Annotated in this window: 20 protein-coding genes and 1 pseudogene; 12 read left to right on the top strand and 9 right to left on the bottom strand. The window is 69.2% G+C overall.

What is annotated here, in order from left to right; all coding sequences use genetic code 11:
* From VED21_RS32415 to VED21_RS32400, 4 genes and pseudogenes are all read left to right on the top strand, one after another.
* A pseudogene (locus tag VED21_RS32415) lies at positions 1-1,775 on the top strand (pyridine nucleotide-disulfide oxidoreductase); the annotation flags it as partial.
* A 100-nt stretch (positions 1,776-1,875) separates the two neighbouring features.
* On the top strand, positions 1,876-2,682 hold the full coding sequence (gene mazG / locus VED21_RS32410; protein WP_324889933.1) for a nucleoside triphosphate pyrophosphohydrolase: 807 nt from the start codon (positions 1,876-1,878) through the stop codon (positions 2,680-2,682).
* Between the two features lie 292 nt (positions 2,683-2,974).
* Positions 2,975-3,616 carry a chemotaxis protein gene (locus VED21_RS32405; RefSeq protein WP_324889931.1) on the top strand — a complete coding sequence of 214 codons (642 nt, stop codon included), beginning with the start codon at positions 2,975-2,977 and terminating at the stop codon, positions 3,614-3,616.
* A gap of 10 nt (positions 3,617-3,626) precedes the next feature.
* Positions 3,627-4,628 carry an endonuclease/exonuclease/phosphatase family protein gene (locus VED21_RS32400; protein ID WP_324889928.1) on the top strand — a complete coding sequence of 334 codons (1,002 nt, stop codon included), beginning with the start codon at positions 3,627-3,629 and terminating at the stop codon, positions 4,626-4,628.
* A 170-nt stretch (positions 4,629-4,798) separates the two neighbouring features.
* On the opposite strand, the gene VED21_RS32395 is transcribed toward VED21_RS32400, so the two are convergent.
* From VED21_RS32395 to VED21_RS32370, 6 genes are all read right to left on the bottom strand, one after another.
* On the bottom strand, positions 4,799-5,341 hold the full coding sequence (locus VED21_RS32395; protein WP_324889926.1) for a hypothetical protein: 543 nt from the start codon (positions 5,339-5,341) through the stop codon (positions 4,799-4,801).
* Positions 5,342-5,384: 43 nt separating this feature from the next.
* Positions 5,385-5,606, bottom strand: a complete 222-nt coding sequence (locus tag VED21_RS32390; protein WP_324889924.1) for a hypothetical protein — start codon at positions 5,604-5,606, stop codon at positions 5,385-5,387.
* Positions 5,607-5,833: 227 nt separating this feature from the next.
* Positions 5,834-7,906: a hypothetical protein gene (locus VED21_RS32385; protein WP_324889922.1), complete on the bottom strand. Its 2,073-nt coding sequence runs from the start codon at positions 7,904-7,906 to the stop codon at positions 5,834-5,836.
* A gap of 3 nt (positions 7,907-7,909) precedes the next feature.
* Positions 7,910-10,642, bottom strand: a complete 2,733-nt coding sequence (locus VED21_RS32380; protein WP_324889920.1) for a DUF4159 domain-containing protein — start codon at positions 10,640-10,642, stop codon at positions 7,910-7,912.
* A gap of 129 nt (positions 10,643-10,771) precedes the next feature.
* Entirely contained in the window at positions 10,772-11,674 is a 903-nt protein-coding gene (locus VED21_RS32375; RefSeq protein ID WP_324889918.1) for a DUF58 domain-containing protein, read from the bottom strand.
* 10 nt (positions 11,675-11,684) lie between these two features.
* Positions 11,685-12,674: a MoxR family ATPase gene (locus tag VED21_RS32370; RefSeq protein WP_324889937.1), complete on the bottom strand. Its 990-nt coding sequence runs from the start codon at positions 12,672-12,674 to the stop codon at positions 11,685-11,687.
* 120 nt (positions 12,675-12,794) lie between these two features.
* On the opposite strand from VED21_RS32370, the gene VED21_RS32365 reads away from it, so the two are divergent.
* Genes VED21_RS32365 through VED21_RS32350 form a run of 4 tightly spaced genes read left to right on the top strand, consistent with a single transcriptional unit; the run spans position 12,795 to position 15,651 of the window.
* Positions 12,795-13,400 carry a DUF1285 domain-containing protein gene (locus VED21_RS32365; RefSeq protein WP_324889916.1) on the top strand — a complete coding sequence of 202 codons (606 nt, stop codon included), beginning with the start codon at positions 12,795-12,797 and terminating at the stop codon, positions 13,398-13,400.
* Positions 13,397-14,020 (top strand): CoA pyrophosphatase, encoded by a 624-nt coding sequence (locus VED21_RS32360; protein ID WP_324889914.1) that lies wholly within the window; start codon positions 13,397-13,399, stop codon positions 14,018-14,020. The genes VED21_RS32365 and VED21_RS32360 overlap by 4 nt, the downstream gene beginning before the upstream one ends.
* 19 nt (positions 14,021-14,039) lie before the next feature.
* Positions 14,040-14,351, top strand: a complete 312-nt coding sequence (locus tag VED21_RS32355) for a DUF6111 family protein (protein ID WP_324889912.1) — start codon at positions 14,040-14,042, stop codon at positions 14,349-14,351.
* 43 nt (positions 14,352-14,394) lie between these two features.
* Positions 14,395-15,651, top strand: coding sequence for a CCA tRNA nucleotidyltransferase (locus tag VED21_RS32350; RefSeq protein ID WP_324889910.1), 1,257 nt, complete (start codon positions 14,395-14,397; stop codon positions 15,649-15,651).
* Positions 15,652-15,763: 112 nt separating this feature from the next.
* Here the strand turns inward: VED21_RS32350 and hemF are convergent, their stop codons facing one another.
* Together hemF and VED21_RS32340 are read right to left on the bottom strand one after the other, a co-directional pair.
* The gene (gene hemF / locus VED21_RS32345; RefSeq protein WP_324889908.1) at positions 15,764-16,624 is read right to left on the bottom strand and encodes an oxygen-dependent coproporphyrinogen oxidase; all 861 of its coding nucleotides are present in this window, start codon (positions 16,622-16,624) and stop codon (positions 15,764-15,766) included.
* Entirely contained in the window at positions 16,621-17,079 is a 459-nt protein-coding gene (locus VED21_RS32340; protein ID WP_324889906.1) for a tRNA (cytidine(34)-2'-O)-methyltransferase, read from the bottom strand. Before VED21_RS32340 ends, hemF begins: the two co-directional genes overlap by 4 nt.
* Positions 17,080-17,328: 249 nt before the next feature.
* Here VED21_RS32340 and petA point away from each other — a divergent pair, with 249 nt between their 5' ends.
* The 4 genes from petA to VED21_RS32320 all read left to right on the top strand — a co-directional run bounded on the left by petA (position 17,329) and on the right by VED21_RS32320 (position 20,603).
* Entirely contained in the window at positions 17,329-17,898 is a 570-nt protein-coding gene (gene petA, locus VED21_RS32335) for a ubiquinol-cytochrome c reductase iron-sulfur subunit (RefSeq protein WP_324889904.1), read from the top strand.
* A 25-nt stretch (positions 17,899-17,923) separates the two neighbouring features.
* Positions 17,924-19,192 carry a cytochrome b gene (locus VED21_RS32330; protein ID WP_324889935.1) on the top strand — a complete coding sequence of 423 codons (1,269 nt, stop codon included), beginning with the start codon at positions 17,924-17,926 and terminating at the stop codon, positions 19,190-19,192.
* Positions 19,192-19,953: a cytochrome c1 gene (locus tag VED21_RS32325; RefSeq protein WP_324889902.1), complete on the top strand. Its 762-nt coding sequence runs from the start codon at positions 19,192-19,194 to the stop codon at positions 19,951-19,953. Before VED21_RS32330 ends, VED21_RS32325 begins: the two co-directional genes overlap by 1 nt.
* 98 nt (positions 19,954-20,051) lie before the next feature.
* Positions 20,052-20,603, top strand: a complete 552-nt coding sequence (locus VED21_RS32320; RefSeq protein ID WP_324889900.1) for a DUF924 family protein — start codon at positions 20,052-20,054, stop codon at positions 20,601-20,603.
* Between the two features lie 358 nt (positions 20,604-20,961).
* Here the strand turns inward: VED21_RS32320 and VED21_RS32315 are convergent.
* The coding region (locus tag VED21_RS32315; protein WP_324889898.1) for a putative bifunctional diguanylate cyclase/phosphodiesterase at positions 20,962-22,246 on the bottom strand (1,285 nt) is incomplete at its 5' end.

The raw sequence follows: 22,246 nt of genomic DNA, 5'->3' as shown, positions 1-22,246 counted from the left end.
TCGCCTACTACCCCGTGCAGGTCGAGAAATTCCTGTCCCGCTACGAGACGCTGTCGGCCGAGCGCGGCGAGTCCACCGTGCGCGCCCGCTGGACGCCGGAGGAGGCCGAACTGGCCGACGAGTTCCTCGGCCACGCCCGCGCCATCCGCGCCGAGCGCGCCGCGGCGGCGGCCGAGGCGCGGACGCCCGACATCACGGGGCTGCTGGACTCCTGGGGCGGCGCCACCATCGCCTACCGCCGCCGGCTGATCGACGCGCCGAGCTACACGCTGAACCACGAGGAGGTGCAGCACGGCCTCGCCGAGGGCATCCGCTTCCTGGAGTGCGTCACCCCGCGCGCCGTGGAGATGGACGAGACCGGCGCCGCCAGGGCGCTGCACCTCGCCCACAATCCGGTGGGACCGGACGGCGTGGTCGCCCCGGCCGCCATCGACGTGACGATCCCCGCCCGCACCATCCTGGTCGCCGCCGGCACCCAGCCCAACACCGTGCTGGCCCGCGAGTTCCCCGAACAGATCGAGCTGGACGGCAAGTATTTCCGCGCCCTGGACGAAAACGGCAACCCGGCCAAGCCGGAGCGGCTGTCCAAGCCGGGCGAGGTCCATGTGCTGATGACCGGCTCGGGCGACGGCCGCTTCGTCTCCTTCTTCGGCGATCTGCACCCATCGTTCGCCGGCAACGTGGTGAAGGCCATGGGCGGTGCCAAGCAGGGCTATCCGGTGGTGGACCGGGTGATACGCCGCCGCGCCCCCACCTCCGTCACCCCGGCCGATCTGGTCACCACCTTGAACAAGGAACTGCACGTCAGCGTCCATCATGTGGATCGGCTGACGCCGACCATCGTCGAGGTGGTGCTGAAGGCGCCGCGCGCCGCGCGCGGCTTCGAGCCCGGCCAGTTCTACCGGCTCCAGAACTTCGAAACCCTGGCCTACCGTACCGACGACACCGTGCTGGGCATGGAAGGTCTGGCGCTGACCGGCGCCTGGGTGGACAAGGACAAGGGCCTGTTGTCGGTGATCGTGCTGGAGATGGGCGGCTCGTCCGACCTCTGCGCCACCTTGAAGCAGGGTGACCCGGTGGTGCTGATGGGGCCGACCGGCACGCCGACCGAAATCCCCGAGGGCGGCACCATCGCGCTGGTCGGCGGCGGCCTGGGCAACGCGGTGCTGTTCTCCATCGGTCAGGCGGCCCGCGCCAAGGGTTGCAAGGTGGTGTACTTCGCCGGCTACAAGAAGGTGATCGACCGCTACAAGGTCGATCAGATCGAGGCGGCGGCCGATCTGGTGGTGTGGTGCTGCGACGAGGCACCGGGCTTCGAGCCCACCCGGCGGCAGGACAAGACCTTCGTCGGCAACATCGTCGAGGCCATGCGCGCCTACACCTCGGGCGAGTTGGGCGAGGCGCCTATCCCCTTGAACGAGGTGGACCGCATCGTCGCCATCGGCTCCGACCGCATGATGCACGCGGTGGGTCAGGCCCGGCACGGCGTGCTGAAGCCGTACCTGAAGCCGGAGCACATCGGCATCGGCTCCATCAACTCGCCGATGCAGTGCATGATGAAGGAAATCTGCGCCCAGTGCCTCCAACTCCACCGTGACCCGGTGACGGGCGAGGAAACGGTGATCTTCTCCTGCTTCAACCAGGACCAGGACCTGGATCGCGTGGACTTCCCCGCGCTGAACCAGCGTCTGGGTCAGAATACCGTGCAAGAAAAGCTGACCGCCCAGTGGATCGACCGCAGCCTCAAGAAACTGGGGATGCGCAAGGCAGGGTAAAAACCGCCGCGTAGAGTGGGCAGGACCGAGGCCCACCTAACGGAGAGCGCTAACCAGCCTGCCTGCTCCTACATCATGACTTCCAGGACACCATCAGCTCATGAGCCGAAACATCGACCGTCTCATCGACATCATGGCCCGGCTGCGCCATCCAGTGGAAGGCTGCCCTTGGGACCGTGACCAGACCTTCCAGAGCATCGCGCCATACACCATAGAAGAGGCTTACGAGGTCGCCGACGCCATTGAGAAAGGCGATAAGGACCTGATCCGGGAGGAAGTCGGCGATCTCCTGTTCCAGGTCATTTATTACGCTCAAATGGCCCGCGAGGAAGGCGCTTTCGACTTCGAGGAAGTGGCCGGCACCATCGCCGACAAAATGATCCGCCGCCACCCCCATGTCTTCGGAGAAGCAGAGGTCCGTACAGCCGAACTTCAGACCTCGCGCTGGGAGGAGCATAAGGCGGCTGAGCGTGAAGCCAAGGCTCAGGCCGAAGGACGCCAACCCAGCGTCCTGGATGGCGTCATCCCCGCCCTGCCCGCCCTGACACGCGCGCTTAAACTCCAAAATCGCGCGGCACGCGTCGGTTTCGACTGGAGCGATCCCGCCGATATCCTGGACAAGATCGAGGAGGAGATACACGAACTGCGCGCCGAGATGGTCGAAGGCCAGCCGGTCGAGCGGGTGGTCGACGAAATGGGAGACCTGTTGTTCGCGCTTGTGAATTTGGCGCGGCGCCTGAATGTAGACCCCGAGACGGCATTGCGCGGCACCAACGCCAAGTTCGAACGGCGGTTTCGGCGCATTGAGGAGGTTCTGGCCGGGCAGGGCCGCACCCCCGATCGGGCATCACTGGACGAGATGGAACAAATCTGGCAGCAGGCCAAACGCGAGGAGCCAGGGCGCTGAAAACTGCCTTTGCCCGCGGTTCCGCCAAACGAGGGCATGCCGGCACCAGTCCGGGACCGGGGAGAGTCGCTCGACCGACCGCCCCGTGAGGGGGCGAGCAGTTCCTTTGACGGGACGCCGTGTTCCGGCGCGGAGAGCGGGCGTGAGGCAAGGCATGCGGTCGCGGCCGGATACCCTTCCATCACAGCCGATGAAGGGCGATGGCGTAATGTGCCACAGGACAATCAGTAAAACCGATGCTACGATTGTCCGATGGCTACCTCCCGTGCCACGGGAAAGGGCAACCTCGACCATGAGTACGCTTGTCCAGCGCCCACGCACCCGCTCTGCCCTGCAACGGCGCCGTGAGGAAAACATTCGCCACACCGAGGGCGGATACCACGATCATAAACTGGGCAAGCGGATTGTGAGCATCGTGGTGGGCGGCTGCCTGGTCAGCGGTGACCCCGATGTGGTGATCTCGACGACGCTGGGATCGTGCGTGGCCTGCTGCCTGTTCGATCCGGTGGCGGGGATGGGGGGCATGAACCACTTCCTCCTGGCCGAATCCGCCGACGACCGGCTGTCCGCCTCGGCGCGATACGGGGCGGCGGCAATGGAGCAGTTGATCAACCGGGTGCTCGGCATCACCGGACGGCGTGATCGCCTGCGCGCCAAGGTGTTCGGCGGCGGCCATGTGACCACCGGCTCCCTGGACATCGGCAACCGCAATGTCGAGTTCGTGATGGAATACCTGGCCTTTGAGGGCATTCCCACCATGGGCTGGGACGTGGGCGGCGGCCACGCGCGGGCCATCCGTTTCTACCCCAGCACCGGGCGCACCCAACGGCGCCTGCTCGGCGCCGACCGCGTCAGCGACATCGTCCGCAGCGAGGCGAGTTTCCTCGACACGCTGGCGCACAAGCCGGTCGAAGGCGACGTGGAACTGTTCTGAATACACCCCCATGTCCCAGATCTTCCGCCTCGCCACCTTCAACCTGGAAAACCTGGACGACCGCGCCGGTCTCGACCCGCCGCTCGACGAGCGGCTGGGCATCCTGCGTCCGCAGTTCGAACGGCTGGCGGCGGACATCGTCTGCCTTCAGGAGGTCAATGGCCAACGGGAGAGCAAGGAGGGGCCGCGCCGTCTCAAGGCTCTCGACCGGCTGTTGGAGGGCAGCGATTATGCCGGCTTCCATCGCGCGGTGGCGTCACCCACGGCCTCGAAGGTGGCCGACAAGCACAATCTGGTGATCCTCAGCCGCTGGCCGATTACCGCCAGCCGGTCCCTGCGCCATGATTTGGTGCCCCCGCCGCGCCTGAAATCCATCACCGCCGATCCGCCCGGCAGCGGCGAGGCGACTGTGGGTTGGGATCGGCCGGTTCTGCACGCCGAAATCGAGTTGGGTAACGGGAGGCGGCTGCACGTCTTCAACCTGCACCTGCGCGCTCCGCTGGCCGTGCCGGTGGCCGGTCAAAAGGAAAGCGCCCACGTTTGGAAAAGCGTGAGTGGTTGGGCGGAGGGGTATTTCCTCGCCTCACTCAAGCGCGACGGGCAGGCCCTGGAAACCCGGCTGGCCGTCGACCGCGTGTTCGATGCCGAGCCTGACGCGCTGGTGGTAGTGGCCGGCGACTACAATGCCGAGACACGGCAGACGCCGGTCCGCCTCATCCGCGGCGACGTCGAGGACACCGGCAACGGTCGGCTGGCCGCCCGCGCGCTGGTGCCCCTGGAACGCAATCTGCCGGAAGGCCAGAGGTTTTCAGTGCTGCACGCCGGCCAGCCGGTCCTGCTGGACCACCTCCTGGTGTCGCGGACGCTGCTGGGCTGGTTCCGCAAGGCGGAAATCCACAACGAAACCCTGGGCGACGAACTGGTAGCCCAGGCCACGATCGCGCATTCGCCGGAAAGCACCCACGCCCCGGTGGTGGCCGAATTCGTCCTGCCACCGGATAATCACCCCTGATACGGGCGGCCTTTGAATACTTCCATGATTTGCCGCCCGTATACCCCTTCCGCACATTGCTCCGCACTGTGCGGAAGGGTTTGAACCAAAGGCGGTTGATGGAAGCCATCACCCGCCGGGCGCGCATCCACTTGTCTTCGCGCCCACGGGGGCATCCTCTTTTGCTCCGATCAGACGCTCAACGATACCGTGTGACCGCCACCCGAGGACTTGACCCCGCCACCGAAGCCGCCCGCGGGGGCCGCCATCGCCTGCCCCATGCCCTGGGCGGTCTGCATCGTGCCGACAGCGGCCATCTGGACTTCGCCCGACATTCCGCTTCCCGTCTCGCCAGTGCCGGTGCCGGTGCCGGTGTCCGCCTCCAGCGACGGACCACCAGGCACCACCGGGCCAGCGTTGAAGGACGGCGACGCCAGTTGCGGGTCGGCCGAAACACCATCGTCCAAGCCACTCTTGCCGCCATTGCGGCGATATTCCGCGACAACCCGTTCAGGCGGAATCTGTTGTTTCACATCCCCGGTGTCGCCGTCGCGAAACGCCAGAATGGCGACATGTGCCGTGTTGTCGTAACGGAACACGGGGCTCAGGAAAAGCGGCATACCGCCGGAGTCGCCGCCGGGTGCGGATGGTTCGGCTCCGGGTACCGCCTCGCGCGCCGACATCGGCATTGCCGGCCGGCTGAGCGCGACACTGGATAGAGCTTTGATGTCCATCGGCGTCACTCACTCGCTCTAGGAAGCATCCCGGCGCAGCGGCTCACACGACGATATTAAGGTTCTGCCCACGGTCCGGAGTCACCGACCCGCCGGCGCTGCTACTACCGCCGAACGACGAGGCTGCCTGGGTAGCCTGGAGCGCCGGGTCCTGGGTGGACTGCCGGTCGGTGTCGGCCGCCTTACGGATGGAGCCAGTCAGTGAATCGGCGTTGGAAGAGCCGAAACTGCTGTAGATCGCGGAGCCCGCTGCCGAGATGTCCATGACACCCTCCTACACTCACCTTATTAGGGAGGTATAGTAAATATAACGTAATTCTGCCCACCATTCAAGCCCCCCCCTCCGACGTGTATTTCACGTTGCACGGGCAGGCACCGGGCGGTTGCCCGCCACGTACCGGCCATCCCGGAGCCCTGCCCTGCCCGGAGTTGAACGCGGCAAACGTCGGGTTCGCTCCCGCCTAGCCCAACGACCTGGATTGCGCGCTTTCCCTACCGTCCCTCTCGCCGCCAAGCCGCCAGCAAGGTGCCGAGCGCCAAGGCCAGGACCAGGAGGGCGGGCAGCAGCGGCACGTCCATCACCCCCGTCACCACATAGTCGCCGTTGGCGCGCAAGCCGATCCAGCCGCGTCCGGTCTGGTCGCGGTCGGGGTGGGTGCGGCGGACATCGGGGTCGCCTCCCGCTGAAATCCAGTGGATGCCGCCGCCGGTGGCCTCGGCCACCTTCTGCAACCGCTCGGGCGTCGACCGCACGTCGGCCAGCTCCGGCGGGTTGGCCGCCCCCACCACCGCCAGTGCCGTACGCTCGCCATCGGTCACCCGATAGATGCCGGGCTCCTTGGCGATCACCGTGGCGGTGGCGCGCCCCTGGTCGTCCTCGGCCAGGCGCAGGGTTTCCACCGCATCCGAGGGGTTGCGCAGTTCCACCGAACGCGGATCGGGCTGGAGGGAGCGGCGCTCCACCGTCAGGCGGTTGCCGTCGACCTTGACGCGCAGGTCGTTCTCCTCCAGTTCCGGCTCCTTCATCAGCCAGTGGGCCAGCCGGCGCAGCAGTTCGGCCTGTGGCCCGCCGCCGTCAAAGCCGCGACTCCACAGCCAGATTTGATCCGAGGTAAGTTGCGCCACCCGGCCCTTGCCGACATGGTCAAGGATCAAGAGCGGCCGGTCGTCCACACCGGCCATCACTACCGAACCCTTGGCGGCACGCACGTCCATCTGGCGGAACCACTGACCCCACTCGGGCGGGGCGTCCTTGCGGTCGCCGGTCAGGCCCGTCGTCACCGGATGGCGCCGGCCCAACTCGGTGACACTGGGACGAAACGGCTGTTCGACCACCTCGCCCGACGGCTCGCCCGGCAACACCACACCCAGAGGCGTACGCCACAGGCTGAGGCTGGAGGCGTACGTCGGCCCGGATGCCTCCAGCAGCGCGCCGCCGCCCTCGACATAACGGGCGATGTTTTCCAGGTACACCTGGGGCAGCACCCCACGCCGGCGATAGCGGTCGAAGATGATGAGGTCGAACTCGTCGAGTTTGATCTCGAACAGCTCGCGGATCGGGAAGGCGATCAGCGACAGCTCGCGGATCGGCGTGCCGTCCTGCTTTTCGGGCGGGCGCAAAATGGTGAAGTGGACGAGATCCACCGCCGGATCGGCCTTCAACAGGTTGCGCCACGTACGCTCGCCGGCGTGCGGCTCGCCCGACACCAGAAGAACGCGCAGCCGGTCACGTACACCGTTGACCACCACGGCGGCGCGGTTGTTGGCCAACGTCAGCTCCTGGCGCGCCGATTCCACCTCCACTTCCAGCACGTTCTGGCCACCGTGCTCCACCGTGAAGTCGTAGGGGATGTCGACACCCACCGGCACCCGCAGCGTACGCGTCTCGCCGCCGTCCAGGCGTACGGTAAGGGCGGCATCCGGTGCTTGGCGACCCGGCAGATCGTCCACCCGCAACGTCACCGATACCGGCTTGCCGACAATGCCGAAACTGGGCGCCCGCACCACCGTCAGCCGCCGGTCGCCCTCGCGCGGCTCGCCGGTCAGAAGCGTATGGACCGGCCCCATCTCGGCCAGCCCTTTCAACTGGGGCGGCACATCGTGGACCTGCCCGTCGGTAATCAGCACCGCCCCGGCAACGCGGCGGCGCGGCACATCGGACAGGGCCCGGTTCATCGCCTCGAACAGGTGGGTTTCGTTGATGGCGCTCTCGTCCGCGCCGCCACCGGCCCGCACAACCCGCACCTCCAGATCCTCGAAGCGCTTCAAGCGCTGCTGAAGATCGGCCAGGGCCCGCTCGGCACGGGCGCGACGGTCGCCGATGTTCTGGCTGGGCGAGTCATCGACCACCACCACCGCCACGTCCTGGATCGGCGCCCGCTCCTCGCGCACCAGCGACGGGTTGATGAGCGCCACCGCCAGCACCGACACCGCCAACAGGCGCCAGACGATGCCGCGCGCCCGGCGCACCAGCCCAAGCACCACCACCAGGGCCGCCACGCCCAGCAACGGACCCAGGATGGTCCAGGGCAGCAGCGGCGCGAAGGCGATCGAGGTTCCGTCCATGCCCTATTGTCCCAGCCGTTCCAGGATGTGTGGTACGTGGACCTGATCGGCCTTGTAATTGCCGGTCAGCGCGTACATCACGACGTTGACGCCGACGCGGAAGGCCATCTCGCGCTGGCGCTCGCCGCCGGGCACCACGGCGAACTGCGCCTGGCCCGTGCGCGGGTCGACCGCCCAGGCCGACGCCCAGTCGTTGGCGCCGACGATGATGGAGGACACGCCGTCGTTGGCCTTGCCCTCCCGCGCCTCCACCCACACCTCGCCGCCGGCATAGCGGCCGGGGAAGTCCTGGAGCAGGTAGAAGGACTTGGTCAGCACATGGTCGGGCGGCACCGGGGCCAGGGCCGGCACGTCCAGCCCGGCCACCAGCTTCTGCAGCGCCATGCTGCCGGGGCCGGCGCCGGGCATCAGGGAGGCCGCCTGATCGCGCGTGTCGAACAGGATGGTGCCGCCGTTGCGCAGGTACTCGTTCACCCGCCCGCGCGCCCGGTCGGACAGCGGGCGCTGCGTGGTCGTGACCGGCCAGTAGAGCAGGGGGAAGAAGGCCAGCTCGTCCGCCTCGATATCCACGGCCTGGGTGCCGGCGGTTTCCACGGCGGTGCGGCGGTTCAGCACCTCCACCAAGCCTTCCAGGCCGGCGCGGGCGGTGGCGTCCACGGACGGGTCGCCGGTGCGGACGTGGGCGAGGTAGGTCTCGGCGGTGACCTTGACGGCCTGCGTGTCGTCGGCGGCGCGCGGCGCGCCGAGGGGGGCGAGGGTTACGGTCAGGGCGACCACGGCGGCCGTCGCCGCCGCGCGGCGCGGGCGGGCCCAGCGGCCGAGCAGGCCGCGCAGCGCCAGTGCGATCAGCAGGTCGAGCACGGCCAGCGCCAGCGCGATGGCGAGCAGCGGCGGCTTCAGCGCCACCTCGCCCCGCTCGCCATAGCCGGCGCGGGCGACGCCGGGCGGCAGGGTGCCCATCGGCTCCACCTTGGTGACCAGCGTGGTGAGGTTGAGGGCACGGCGCGCGTCCTCCGTGCCGTAGAAGCCGGGCGGGTGGCGCGGGCCGATCGCCTCGGCGCTGAAGGCGTCGGCGGCGAGGGGGAAGGCGGTGGGCGGCGGCGAGACCAACCGGCCGTAGCCGTCCAGCACCTGCAGCGGGTCGAGCGAGGCGGCGCGGGTGGGGCCGGCGACGCCCTCGCTGAGCGCCACCACGCGGCGCAGCATGTCGACGAACAGGCCGGACAGCGCGAGGTTCGACCAGTCCGGGTTGGCGGTGGTGTGCATCAGCGCGATCCAGCCGTCGCCGCGCTTCTCGGCGGTGACCAGCGGCGTGCCGTCGGCCAGCCGCGCCCAGGTGCGGTCGGCGAGGTCGAGGGAGGGTTCGGCCAGAACCTGCCGGTTGACCAGCACGTCGTCTGGGATGCGCAGGCCGGCGAACGGGCTCTTGCCGTCGAAGGGCTGGAGGCGCATGGGCTCCGACCACGACAGGGCACCGCCCAGCGCGCGGTCGCCCAGGCGCAGGCGCACGGGGACCAGCGTGTCGGCGTGCTGTGCCAGACGCGGGCCGGCGAAGCGGACCAGCACGCCGCCCTTCTTGATCCAATCCTCGATGGTGCCGGCCTCCTGCCCGGTCAGCGAGCCGACGTCGGACAGGATCAGCACGGCGAGGTCGCGCTTCAGCAGCTCGATCGTCTCGCCGCGCCGCACCTCGTTGTACGGCTCCAGCGCGCGGGCGAGGTAGTGCAGGTCGGACAGCAGCGGCTGGTTCTCGCCCTCCGGCCGGCCGGAGACGAGGCCGACGGGGCGGCGGCGCCAGCGCTCGTCCAGCAGGACGGTGGCGCCGGCCGTCGTCTCGTTCTCGATGCGCAGGCTGGCGGCCTCGTTGCGCAGCTCCACGGGCACGTCCAGGCGCACCTCGCGCGACGGCTGGCCGGCGTCGAAGGCGACGGTCTCGCGCGTCAGCAGGCGGCCGTCGGACGCCGACAGGCGGACGGTGACGGGTTCCGGGCGGGTGGGGTCGGCGCGGACGATGCGGGCGGTCAGCGCCGTGCCCTCGGTCGCCGGGGGCAGCAGCAGGTGCGGCGGGCGGGCACCGGCGTCGTCCAGAACCTCGACCGAGCCCAGGCGTTGGAGCGCGGTGGCGAGCGGGCGGACGTTGGCGTCGCCCACGCCGTCGGACAGCCAGACGGCGTGCGCGGTGCCGTTCACGGTCAGGCCCTTCAGCGCGTCGAGCGCTGCGGCGCGGTCGGTGGGCCAGGGCTGCGGCTCCAGCGCCTGGACGAGGCGGCGGGCCTCGACCGCCGGCAGGGGCGGGGAGGCGGCGATCTTGTCGCCGTTGGCCGGGGCGGCGGTGGCGAGCAGGATGACGGGGCGCGACTGCCGGTCGGCCTGTCCCGCCAACTCCTCCATCAGGCGGCGGCGCGACGGCCAGTCGCGCGCGGCGGCCCAGCCGTTGTCGACGACCAGCAGCAGCGGCCCGCCGCCGGGGAGGGCGGCGCGCGGGTTCAGCAGCGGCCCGGCCAGGGCGAGGATGACGAGTGCGGCGATGAGGATGCGCAGGATGAGCAGCCAGAGCGGCGTGCGCGCCGGCGTCTCCTCGCGCGCCACGAGGTCGCGCAGCAGCCGGATCGCCGGGAAGCGCACGATGCGCGGGGCCGGCGGGGTGATGCGCAGCAGCCACCACAGCACCGGCAGCACGATCAGCGCCGCCAGAACCCAAGGTGCCGCGAAGGCGAATGAGCCGAATCCCAGCATTCAATCAGCACTCAGAGCCATAAGGGCATAATGTGCGTACCGTTCCCCCTCTCCCCAACCCCTCTCCCGCAGGGGGAGAGGGGCTTTTCGTTCTCCCCTCGGGGGGTGGGGAGAGGGGGCGAAACGTCCTCACACCGTCTCCTGCGCCAGCGCACCCCACAGGGACAGCAGTGCGGTCTGCGGCGGGCGGTCGGTGCGGTGCACGGCGAAGGTCCAGCCGGCGGCGCGCGCCAGCGCGGCCAGACCGTCCTGGTGCGCGCGCAGCCGTTCCAGGTAGGCCGTGCGCACCGCCTCGACGCGCGGCACCAGAAGCTCGTCCTCGCCCTCCATCCCCTCGAACTCGACGCGGCCGTCGAAGGGCAGCGTCTCCTCGGCGGGGTCGAGGACCTGGAGCAGGTGGCCGCGCACGCCGCGCCCGGTCAGGCCGGCAATGGTGGCGTGGATCTCCGGCAGGGGCGACAGCAGGTCGCCGAACAGCACCACCTGCGCGTGGCGCGGCAGCGGCTCGACGCGCGGCAGGCCGTCGCCCACGGGGGTGGCGCGCGGGTCGGTCATCAGCCCGGCGATCCGGTTCAGCGCGTTCTTGCCGTGGTCCGGCCGCACGCCGGAGTTCAGCAGGGCCACCCGCTCGCCGCCGCGGATCAGCAGCACGGTCAGCGCCAGCAGCAGCAGGTCGGCGCGGTCGCGCTTGGTCGGCAGTTCCGGGACCGAGCGGTAGTCCATGGACGACGAGCGGTCGCGCCACAGCCACACGCTCTGCGCCGCCTCCCACTCGTTCTCGCGCACGTAGACGGGCTGCGTCTTGCCGGACTGGCGCCAGTCGATCATGGAGGGCGCGTCGCCCGGCTGGTAGCGGCGGAACTGCCAGAACGTCTCGCCCAGGCCGACGCGGCGGCGGCCGTGCACGCCCTGCGCCACGGTGGAGGCCACCCGCTCCGCCGCCACCAGGAGCGGCGGCAGGCGCGCGGCCAGCGTTTCGGCGCGCTGCTGCGCGCGCAGGGTTTCCGTGCCGTGGGAGGTGCGGGCCGCCATCAGGCACGCCTCACAGCAGCGGGGCGCACAGGCGGTCGATCACGGCGTCGAGGGTGACCCCGTCGGCGCGCGCGGCGAAGTTCAGCGCCATGCGGTGGCGCAGGATCGGCTTGGCCAGCGCCACCACGTCGTCCAGCGACGGCGACAGCCGGCCGTCCAGCACCGCGCGGGCGCGGGCCGCCAGCATCAGCGCCTGGCTGGCGCGCGGACCGGGGCCCCAGGCCACGTGGCTGCGCACCTCCGCCACGTCGGAGGATTCCGGGCGGCCGCTGCGCACGAGGTCGAGGATGCCCTCCACCACGCTCTCGCCGATGGGGATGCGGCGCACGAGGTGCTGCGCGGCCATCAGGTCGGCGGGGGAGAGCACGGTGACCGCCTGCTCCACGCTGGCGCCGGTGGTGGCGATGACCATGCGCCGCTCCGCGTCGCGGTCGGGGTAGGTGACGTCCACCTGCATCAGGAAGCGGTCGAGCTGCGCCTCGGGCAGCGGGTAGGTGCCCTCCTGCTCCAGCGGGTTCTGGGTGGCCAGGACGTGGAAGGGCTGGGGCAGGGGGTGGTAGTGGCCGGCCACCGACACGCGGTGCTCCTGCATGGCCTGCAGAAGCGCCGACTGCGTGCGCGGGCTGGCGCGGTTGATCTCGTCCGCCATGAGGAGCTGGGAGAACACCGGGCCGGGGATGAAGCGGAAGGAGCGGCGCCCACCTTCGCCTTCCTCCAGCACCTCGGAGCCCAGGATGTCGGCCGGCATCAGGTCGGGGGTGCACTGGATGCGCTTCTCGGCGAGGCCCAGGACGGTGCCCAGCGTCTCCACCAGCCGCGTCTTGGCGAGGCCGGGGACGCCGATCAGCAGCACGTGGCCGCCGGCCAGCAGCGTGACCAGCGTCAGGTCGACGACCTCCTGCTGGCCGAAGATGACGCGGCCGATGCGGTCGCGCACGAGGGCCAGCCGGCCGCCCAGCGTCTCCACCTCGGCCAGGAGCTGGTGCGGATTTTCAGGCATCGGAGCGGGGCGGGTCGCATCGGTGGCGCTCAAGGTGTTGAGTCTCCCAGTTCAAATCCCGTGCTTGGGGACCTATGTGACGAGTATGGCGAAATTGCGTTGCCTGAGTGATTTTGTCGGATGCTGGGTCTGAAGGAAGGTTTGTTGGAAAACGCCATGAACAAGGTCGGCGGTGAAGGCGAGGAAGGCAAGCGGTCCATGCCGCATGATGTGGTTTCGGCGGACGGGTTAGGCCGTGTGCCGGTGGAAAAGTCGTTCGGCATACGCATTGCGCGCGACGGCACCTGGTTCCATGATGGGGAGCCGATCCGCCGGATCGAGCTGGCGAAGCTGTTCGCCACCGTGTTGCGGCGGGATGACGCAGGAGAGTATTGGCTGGTCACTCCCGTCGAGCGCGGGCGCATAGTCGTCGAGGATGTTCCCTTCGTCGCCGTGGAGATGACGGCAAGCGGAAGCGGCCGGGATCAGGTGCTGTCCTTCCGTACAAATTTAGACGAATGGGTGGAAGCCGGGCCGGAACACCCGATCCGGGTCGCCCATGATCCTGAAACGGGGGAGCCGTCCCCCTACATCGACATAAGAAACGGGCTGGAGGCACGGATCGCGCGTTCTGTATTCTACGACATGGTTGAGCGTGCCGTGACCGATCAGCAAACCGGGGAGGCGGAAGTCGGACTATGGAGCAAGGGGACCTGCTTCGTGCTGGGCAGGCTGCCTGGCGAATGACCCTGGACGATCTGAAGAAGCGCTTTCCGGGCAGCGCCGCCACCGGCCCACGCCCGGGGACGGTGCGCGGCGACCACGACCTGAACCCCGACTATTACGAAGACGCCGGCCTGCCCGAGGCCTTGCGCGAGGCCGCCGTGCTGGTGCCGCTGGTCGACCGGCCGGAGGGGCTGACGGTGATCTTCACCCAGCGCACCGCGCACCTGTCGGCGCACGCCGGGCAGATCAGCTTCCCCGGCGGCCGGCAGGAGCCCGCCGACGCCGCCCCCGAGGACACGGCACTGCGCGAGACGGAGGAGGAGATCGGCCTGCCGCGCGGGCGGATCGAGATCCTCGGCCGGCTCGACACCTACGTCACGCGCACCGGGTTCCGGGTGACGCCGGTGGTCGGCCTGGTCCGGCCGCCGTTCGAGCTGGACCCCGACCCCACCGAGGTGGAGGAGGTGTTCGAGGTGCCGCTGTCCTTCATCCTGGACCCCGCCAACCCGCAGCGGCACAGCCGCCCGCTGCTGGGCAAGGAACGGCACTTCTACGCCTTCCCGTACGGGCACCGGTACATCTGGGGGGCGACGGCGGGCATGCTGGTGAACCTGCGCGACGTGCTGCGCGAAGCGACATGACCATTCCTGTGAGCCGGCCGTGCTGAGGATCCTGCTGACCATCGTCCTGCCGCTGGCCCTGCCGACGGTCGTGTACCTGCTGTACGTCACCACCGTGGAGGCCCGGCGCGTGCGCGCCGCGCAGGAAGGCGGCCCGGTGCCGTGGTGGGTGGAGGCGCCGTGGCCGTGGCTGGTGGGCGGCGGCGTGCTGCTGACCGGGCTGACGCTGGGCGTGATGGCGCTGACCGGCGGCGACGCGCCGGGCGAGGTGTACGTGCCCGCCCACATGGAGGACGGCCGCCTCGTTCCGGGCGCCACGCGGCCCGCTCCAACGGCCGCGCCGGGACACTGAGCGGTCTGGAAACCGAGGGGCGGGCGGGGTATTGCTTGCAGCCATGCAGACACCCGCCGGCCGCCTGTCGCCCCAGCCCTGGATGATCGCGCCGGAGACGCGCGCGGTGCTCGCCGCCCTCGACCGCGGGGGGGCGGACGCGCGCTTCGTCGGCGGCTGCGTGCGCGACAGCTGGCTGGGCCGGCCGGTCAAGGACATCGACATCGCCACCCACGCCCCGCCCGACGCGGTGATGCGCATGCTGGAGGACGGCGGCGTGCGCGCCATCCCCACCGGCATCGCGCACGGCACGGTGACGGCGGTGGTGGACCGGAAGCACTACGAGATCACCACGCTGCGCCGCGACGTCGAGTCCTTCGGCCGGCACGCGCGGGTGGAGTTCACCGACGACTGGAAGGAGGACGCGGCGCGCCGCGACTTCACCATGAACGCGCTGTCCTGCACGCCGGACGGCCTCGTCTACGACCCGTTCGGCGGGCTGGCGGACATGGCGGCGGGCCGCGTGCGCTTCGTTGGCGACGCCCGCCAGCGCATCCGCGAGGACGTGCTGCGCCTGCTGCGCTTCTTCCGCTTCCACGCCCACTACGGCCGCGGCGCGCCGGACGACGCGGCGATGGCGGCGTGCCGCGAGCTAGCGCCGCTGCTGCCCACCCTGTCGGGCGAGCGCGTGCATTCGGAGATATTCCGCCTGCTGACGTCCGAGGACCCCGGCCACGTCTGGCGGCTGATGCAGGCGGACGGGGTGATGGAGTTCCTGCTGCCCGACGCCGTCGACGCGGCGCGGCTGGACCGCATGGTGGCGCTCCAGCACGCGCTGGGGGAGGGGGCGGACCCGCTGCTGCGGCTGGCGGCGACGCTGGACACGGAGCGCGCCGGGGCGCTGACGGTGGCGGAGGACCTGCGCCTTTCCAACGCCGAGCGCGACCGGCTGTGCGCCATCGTGGAACCGAAGGCGGCGGTGTCGCTGGCCGACGACGCGCCGGCCCGGCGGCGGGTGCTGTACCGGGTGGGGAATGCCGAGGTGTACCGCGATCTGGTGCGGATGGCGGCGGTGACGGCGCCGGGGCCGGTGGCGCTGGACGCGGTGAAGGCGGCGCTCGCCACCGCGGACGAGCTGGAGTCGCTGCGCTTCCCGCTGGCCGGGCGGGACGTGCTGGACCTGGGCGTGAAGCCGGGGCCGCACATCGGCACGCTGCTCAGGCAGGTCGAGGCGTGGTGGATCGGCCAGGACTTCCGGCCGGGGCGGGAGGAGTGTCTGGGGGAGTTGCGGGGGCGGATAGCTCTTTTGCCCCCTCCCTAACCCTCCCCCGCGTTGCGGTGGAGGGGACTGCCGCCGCTTCGGCACAGAACCCTCCACCTCGAAGAGGGGGAGGGTGGCTGAGCGCCAGCGAAGCCGGGAGGGGGCAACGGCGCTACGGCCACTTCACCTCCGGCGGCAAACTCATCAGGATCGCTTCCGTGTTGCCGCCGGTCTTCAGCCCGAACGTCGTGCCGCGGTCGTAGAGGAGGTTGAACTCCACGTAGCGGCCGCGCTTGACCAGCAGGGCGTCCCGCTGCTCGGCCGTCCAGGGGGCGTTCATGTGGCGGCGGACGATCTCGGGGTAGGCGGTCAGGAATGCCTCGCCCACCGCGCGGGTGAAGGCGAAGTCGGCCTCCCAGTCGCCGCTGTCCAGGTTGTCGTAGAAGATGCCGCCCACGCCGCGCGTCTCGTTGCGGTGGGGCAGGTAGAAGTAGCGGTCGCACCACTCCTTGTACTTCGCGTAATAGTCGGCGCCGTGGCGGTCGCAGGCCTCCTTCAGCGCGCCGTGGAAGGTGGCGGTGTCCCGGTCGTCCGGGAAGGTCGGGGTCAGGTCGGCGCCGCCGCCGAACCAGCCGACGGTGGTGACGATGTGGCGCGTGTTCATGTGCGTGGCCGGCACCAGGGGCGAGCGCATGTGCGCCACGAGGCTGATGCCCGACGCCCAGAACCGCCCGTCCTCCGCCGCACCGGGGATGTTGGCGCGGAATTCCGGGCTGAAGGTGCCGTGCACGGTGGAGACGTTGACGCCCACCTTCTCGAACACGCGGCCCTTCATGATCGACATGACGCCGCCGCCGCCTTCGCCGCCCGTGTGGTCGGGGCGCAGCCACGCCTTGCGCTCGAACCGGCCGGGGGGCAGGTCGGCGTGGGTGCCGGCCAGCTCGTCCTCCAGCCGCTCGAAGGCCGCGCAGATGCGGTCGCGCAGGGCCTGGAACCATTCCTCGGCGCGGGCCTTGCGGTCGTCGGTGCTCATACGTCCTCCCGGAATGCGTCACATTGTCGCAGCGCTTCACCCAACACCATCGCCGCCGCCAGCGCAACGTTGAGCGAGCGGGCGGGGGGCTTCAGCGGGATCAGCAGGCGCGCGTCGGCCGCCGCGTGCACGTCGTCCGGCACGCCGGCGCTCTCGCGGCCGACCATGATCAGGTCGTCGGGGCGGAAGGCGAAGTCCGTGTAGGGCAGTGCTGCGCGCGTGGTGAGCAGCACGAGTCGGCCCGGCGCGCGGTCGCGCCGGAACGCCGCCCACGAGCTGTGGCGCGTCCAGTCCAGCAGGTCCAGGTAATCCATGCCGGCGCGCCGCAGGCGCCTGTCGTCCAGGATGAAGCCGCACGGCTCGACAATGTCGAGCGCCACGCCGAGCGCCGCGGCCATCCGCATGAGCGTTCCTGCGTTTTGCGGGATGTCCGGCTCGAAAAGGACGAGGCGCATTTCCTTATTCCATAAGGGTTATCTCATGTTGCGCTGCCGCGCGCGACATAATGTCCGGTGATTGAGACTTTTCAAGGACAAGCCGCGACGGTATACCGCACCCCAACGGCAGGGTAACTCGTACCGGACGTCGCGTCGTGTCCGGCTTGTCCCGTTCGGGACAGGCCGGCCAAGTCGTGCTAAACCACGCCCCACGTTACAAGCGGCGCCACCTCGCGCCGAGCATCCATTTTGAGGAGAGACACGCTTATGGCTACGACCACGCATCCGTCCGGCACGGGTGCCCACGCGGCCCCTGGCGGCGAGGGGCCTTCTCGCCGTGACTTCCTCTATCTCACGACCGCTGCGGTGGGCGCCGTCGGTGTCGCTTCGGCGGTCTGGCCGTTCGTCGACAGCATGAACCCGGCGGCCGACACGCTGGCGCTCGCCTCCATCGACGTCGATCTCGCCCCGGTGCAGGAAGGCCAGGCCATCACGGTGACGTGGCGCGGCAAGCCGGTCTTCATCCGCCACCGCACGGCGAAGGAGATCGAGGAGGCCAAGAAGGTCAACGTCGCCGAGCTGCGCGACCCGGAGGCCGACGACAAGCGCGTGAAGAAGGCCCAGTGGCTCGTGCTGGTCGGCGTGTGCACGCACCTCGGCTGCATCCCGCTGGGGCAGAAGCCGACCGATCCGCGCGGCGACTTCGACGGGTGGTTCTGCCCGTGCCACGGCTCGCACTACGACACCGCCGGCCGCATCCGCAAGGGTCCGGCGCCGGCCAACCTCGTCGTGCCGCAGTACGCTTTCACCAGCGACACCCAGATCAAGCTCGGCTGAGCGGCTGAGGTATCGGGAGACCATGATGGCTCAGGGACACACCGCTAAATTCCAGAATCCGGTCGTGAACTGGATCGACAGCCGACTGCCGATCTTCACGATGCTGAATCACGAGTACAACGAATACCCGATGCCCAAGAACGTCAACTATCTGTGGGCGTTCGGGGCGATCGCGGGCATGATGCTCGTGATCATGATCGCGTCTGGCCTTTTCCTGGCCATGCAGTACGCGGCGAACACGACGGTCGCCTTCGACAGCGTCGAGCGCATCATGCGCGACGTGAACTACGGCTGGCTGATCCGCTACATCCACGCCAACGGCGCGTCGATGTTCTTCATCGCCGTCTACATCCACATCTTCCGCGGCCTGTACTATGGTTCGTACAAGGCCCCGCGCGAGATCCTGTGGATGCTGGGCGTGGTGATCATGCTGCTGATGATGGCGACCGCCTTCATGGGCTACGTGCTGCCCTGGGGCCAGATGAGCTTCTGGGGTGCGACCGTCATCACCAACCTGTTCTCGGCCTTCCCGATCGTGGGCGACCCGATCGTGACGTGGCTGTGGGGCGGCTTCTCGGTCGACAACCCGACGCTGAACCGCTTCTTCGCGCTGCACTTCCTGCTGCCGTTCGTCATCCTGGCGGTGGTGATCCTGCACGTCGCGGCACTGCACGTGTCGGGCTCCAACAACCCGCTGGGCATCGAGCCGAAGGGTCCGCAGGACACCGTGCCGTTCAACCCGTACGTCACGCTGAAGGACGGCTTCGCGATCGTCGTCTTCCTGATCTTCTACGCGGCGTTCGTGTTCTTCGCCCCGAACTTCATGGGCCACCCGGACAACTACATCCCGGCCAACCCGCTGGTGACGCCGGCGCACATCGTGCCGGAGTGGTACTTCCTGCCGTTCTACGCCATCCTGCGCGCCATTCCGGACAAGCTGGGCGGCGTGCTGGCCATGTTCGGCGCCATCGCCGTGCTGTTCGTCCTGCCCTGGCTGGACACCTCGCGCGTGCGCAGCTGCAAGTTCCGCCCGATCTACCGCAACTTCTTCTGGATCCTGGTGATCGACGCGCTGGTCCTGGGCTACATCGGTTCGCGCCCGGCGGAGCAGCCGTACATCCTGATCGGCCAGATCGCCACGGCCTACTACTTCTTCCACTTCCTGATCCTGCTGCCGGTCCTCGGCAAGCTGGAACGCCCGTCGCCGCTTCCGGCCAGCATCAGCGAACCCGTTCTCAAGGGCGGTGGCCGCGTGGCCGCCGGCGCCCATGCCAAGCCGATGGAGAAGGCATAATGCGCGCTCTGAAGACTGCAATCCTGTCGGCGGCCCTCGCCCTGGGCATCGCCGGCGCGGCCCAGGCGTCCGAAGGCGTCAAGATCCCCGAGCAGAGCTGGCCGCACGCCGGCGTGTTCGGCACCATCGACAAGGCGTCGGCCCAGCGTGGCTTCCAGATCTACAAGGAAGTCTGCGCGGCCTGCCATTCCATGCGTCTGGTGCCGATCCGCACGCTGGCCGGCATCGGCTTCAAGGAGGACGAGCTGAAGGCGCTGGCCGCCGGCTATGAGGTCCAGGCCGGCCCGAACGACAACGGCGAGATGTTCATGCGTCCGGGCATCCCGGCCGACCGCTTCCCGTCGCCGTTCGCCAACGACAACGCCGCGCGGGCCGCCAACAACGGCGCGCTGCCGCCCGACCTGTCGCTGATCGCCAAGGCCCGCCAGGGCTTCGAGGACTACATCTACGCGTTCCTCACCGGCTTCGAGGATCCGCCGGCAGACATGAACCTGATGCCGGGGATGAACTACAACAAGTACTTCCCGGGCCATCAGGTCGGCATGCCGAACATCCTGCAGCCGGACGGCGTGACCTACGCCGACGGCACGAAGGCGACGGTGGAGCAGCAGGCCAAGGACGTCGCGACGTTCCTGACCTTCGTTGCCGAGCCGCACCTGGACGCGCGCAAGCAGATGGGTGTGAAGGTCATCCTCTTCCTGCTCGTCTTCGCGGGCCTGATGTACGCCTCGAAGCGCCAGCTGTGGTCGAAGATCCACTGACCGGTGGTTTCGTGAGCGTGTGAGACTGGACAGGGCGCCTTCGGGCGCCCTGTTTGTTTATGGGGTTGGTTGTGGAAACCGGATTGCGGGAGAGCGGCATGGCCGACAAGCTGATCGACGAGGTGATCGACTTCTGGTTCGACGAGAGCAGCAAGGCGTACTGGTTCGAACGGTCCGACAGCTTCGACCGGCTGGTCGCCGACACGCTGCTGGAGACGCACGAGAAGGCGGCGGCCGGGACGCTGGACCATTGGATGGATGACGTGGACGGCTGCATCGCGCTGTGCGTCCTGCTGGACCAGGTGCCGCGCAACGTGTTCCGCGGCACGCCGCGCGCCTTCGCCACCGACGGCAAGGCCCGCGCCGTCGCCCGCCATGTGCTGGAGCAGGGCTTCGACCACGAGTGCACGCCGGACGAGCGGCTCTTCCTCTACCTGCCCTTCGAGCACCACGAGGACCCGGAGAGCCAGGCCCTGTCCTGCGCCCTGTTCCGCGAGCGGGTGGGGGGAGATCTCTTCATCGACTACGCCGAGCGCCACCGGGCGGTCATCGAGCGTTTCGGCCGCTTCCCCCACCGCAACGCCATCCTTGGCCGCGAAAGCACGCCGGAGGAGGTTGAGTTCCTGAAGCAGCCGGGGTCGTCGTTCTGAGCATTTTCTCCCTCCCTCGCCTCCGGCGGGGGAGGGAAGGGGCCCAAGCGAAGCTTGGGAAGGGTGGGGGCCAGTTGCTGGCGAGGATCAGCGGCCTATCGGCTGGCGGTGACGGTACTGATCAAAAACACAAAGATCAGAAGATCAAAAGATCAGAAGGGTTTGCCAACGTCGTGGCTCCGGCGAGAGGCGAGTGCGTCGGAAATATTCTTATAATCTTGTGATATTTTGATCTTTGTGTTTAAAATCGGATGTGTCCGTCAGCCGATAGCTCGCTGATCCTCGCGAACAACTTGCCCCCACCCTCCCAGCCTGCGGCTGGGTCCCTCCCTCCCCCGCCGGAGGCAGGGGAGGGGATTTATGACACCTCCGCGGCGGCGACGGCGGGGAGGGGGAAGGCGGGGGTGCGGGTGGTCAGCGTGCGTTCCAGGGCGCCGGGGGGCAGCGGGCGGGAGAAGTAGAAGCCCTGGGCGCAGTCGCAGCGGCGCGCCGCCAGGAAGTCCAGCTGCTCCGTCGTCTCCACCCCCTCGGCGACGATGGCGAGGTCGAGCGAGCGGCCGAGCTTGATGATCGTCTCGACGATCGCCTGGTCGCGCCGGTCCTCGCCGATGTCGCTGACGAAGGCGCGGTCGATCTTCAGGGCGCTGATCGGCAGCTTCTTCAGGTAGGCGAGGCTGGAATAGCCGGTGCCGAAATCGTCGACCGAGATGGCGATGCCCGCCTCGCGCAGCGTGTGCAGGGTGCGGATGGCCTGATCCGGGCGCGCCATCAGGACGGACTCGGTCAGCTCGATCTCCAGGTGCTTCGCGGCGAGGCCGGTGGTCGCCAGGATGCCGGTGATGCGGCGGACGAACTCCGGGTCCTCGAACTGCCGGGCGGAGACGTTGACCGCCATGCGGCCGACGCGCAGGCCGGCGTCGTGCCAGCGCCGCGCCTGCCGGCTGGCCTCGTGCAGCACCCATTCGCCCAAGGGGGCGATCAGGCCGGTCTCCTCGGCCAGCGGGATGAAGTCGCCGGGCGGGATCAAGCCGCGTTCCGGATGGCGCCAGCGCACCAGCGCCTCGACGCCGCGCAGGCCGCCGCCGGCAAGGTCGACCTGCGGCTGGTAGTGCAGCTCCAGCTCGCCGTTCTGAAGCGCGCGGCGCAGGCCGGCCTCCAGGTCCAGGCGCTCCACCGCGCGGCTGTTCATGCTGGTGTCGAAGAAGCGGAAGGTGTTGCGGCCCGCCTCCTTGGCTTTGAACATGGCGGTGTCGGCGTTCTTCATCAGCGTGGCGACGTCCTCGCCGTCCTGCGGGAAGATGCCGATGCCGATGCTGACGCCGACGTGGACGTCGTGCCCGCGCAGCGTGAAGGGGGCCGTCAGCGCCTCCATGATGCGGTCGGCGAGGTGGGCCACCTCGGCCGTGGAGGCGAAGTCGGTCAGCACGACGACGAACTCGTCGCCGCCCGTGCGGGCCACCGTCTCGTCGCGGCCCAGGCAGCCGGTGATGCGCGTCGCCACCGTCTTCAGCAGCTGGTCGCCCAGTTCGTGCCCCAGGCTGTCGTTGACCAGCTTGAAGCGGTCGAGGTCGAGGAACAGCAGCGCCACCGCGCTGTCGGCGCGGCGCGCGAAGCTCAGCGCGTGTTCCAGCCGGTCCTGGAGC

The sequence above is a fragment of the Azospirillum sp. genome (assembly GCF_035627195.1).
Lineage (GTDB): Bacteria > Pseudomonadota > Alphaproteobacteria > Azospirillales > Azospirillaceae > Azospirillum.
The sequence above is the reverse complement of the archived record's forward strand: the minus strand, read 5'-3'. Positions and strand labels throughout refer to the sequence as shown.

Coding starts and splice junctions, on each gene's coding strand:
- mazG (WP_324889933.1), top strand. CDS start 1,876: ATGAGCCGAAACATCGACCGTCTCATCGACATCATGGCCCGGCTGCGC.
- VED21_RS32405 (WP_324889931.1), top strand. CDS start 2,975: ATGAGTACGCTTGTCCAGCGCCCACGCACCCGCTCTGCCCTGCAACGG.
- VED21_RS32400 (WP_324889928.1), top strand. CDS start 3,627: ATGTCCCAGATCTTCCGCCTCGCCACCTTCAACCTGGAAAACCTGGAC.
- VED21_RS32395 (WP_324889926.1), bottom strand. CDS start 5,341: ATGGACATCAAAGCTCTATCCAGTGTCGCGCTCAGCCGGCCGGCAATG.
- VED21_RS32390 (WP_324889924.1), bottom strand. CDS start 5,606: ATGGACATCTCGGCAGCGGGCTCCGCGATCTACAGCAGTTTCGGCTCT.
- VED21_RS32385 (WP_324889922.1), bottom strand. CDS start 7,906: ATGGACGGAACCTCGATCGCCTTCGCGCCGCTGCTGCCCTGGACCATC.
- VED21_RS32380 (WP_324889920.1), bottom strand. CDS start 10,642: ATGCTGGGATTCGGCTCATTCGCCTTCGCGGCACCTTGGGTTCTGGCG.
- VED21_RS32375 (WP_324889918.1), bottom strand. CDS start 11,674: ATGGCGGCCCGCACCTCCCACGGCACGGAAACCCTGCGCGCGCAGCAG.
- VED21_RS32370 (WP_324889937.1), bottom strand. CDS start 12,674: ATGCCTGAAAATCCGCACCAGCTCCTGGCCGAGGTGGAGACGCTGGGC.
- VED21_RS32365 (WP_324889916.1), top strand. CDS start 12,795: ATGCTGGGTCTGAAGGAAGGTTTGTTGGAAAACGCCATGAACAAGGTC.
- VED21_RS32360 (WP_324889914.1), top strand. CDS start 13,397: ATGACCCTGGACGATCTGAAGAAGCGCTTTCCGGGCAGCGCCGCCACC.
- VED21_RS32350 (WP_324889910.1), top strand. CDS start 14,395: ATGCAGACACCCGCCGGCCGCCTGTCGCCCCAGCCCTGGATGATCGCG.
- hemF (WP_324889908.1), bottom strand. CDS start 16,624: ATGAGCACCGACGACCGCAAGGCCCGCGCCGAGGAATGGTTCCAGGCC.
- VED21_RS32340 (WP_324889906.1), bottom strand. CDS start 17,079: ATGCGCCTCGTCCTTTTCGAGCCGGACATCCCGCAAAACGCAGGAACG.
- petA (WP_324889904.1), top strand. CDS start 17,329: ATGGCTACGACCACGCATCCGTCCGGCACGGGTGCCCACGCGGCCCCT.
- VED21_RS32330 (WP_324889935.1), top strand. CDS start 17,924: ATGGCTCAGGGACACACCGCTAAATTCCAGAATCCGGTCGTGAACTGG.
- VED21_RS32325 (WP_324889902.1), top strand. CDS start 19,192: ATGCGCGCTCTGAAGACTGCAATCCTGTCGGCGGCCCTCGCCCTGGGC.
- VED21_RS32320 (WP_324889900.1), top strand. CDS start 20,052: ATGGCCGACAAGCTGATCGACGAGGTGATCGACTTCTGGTTCGACGAG.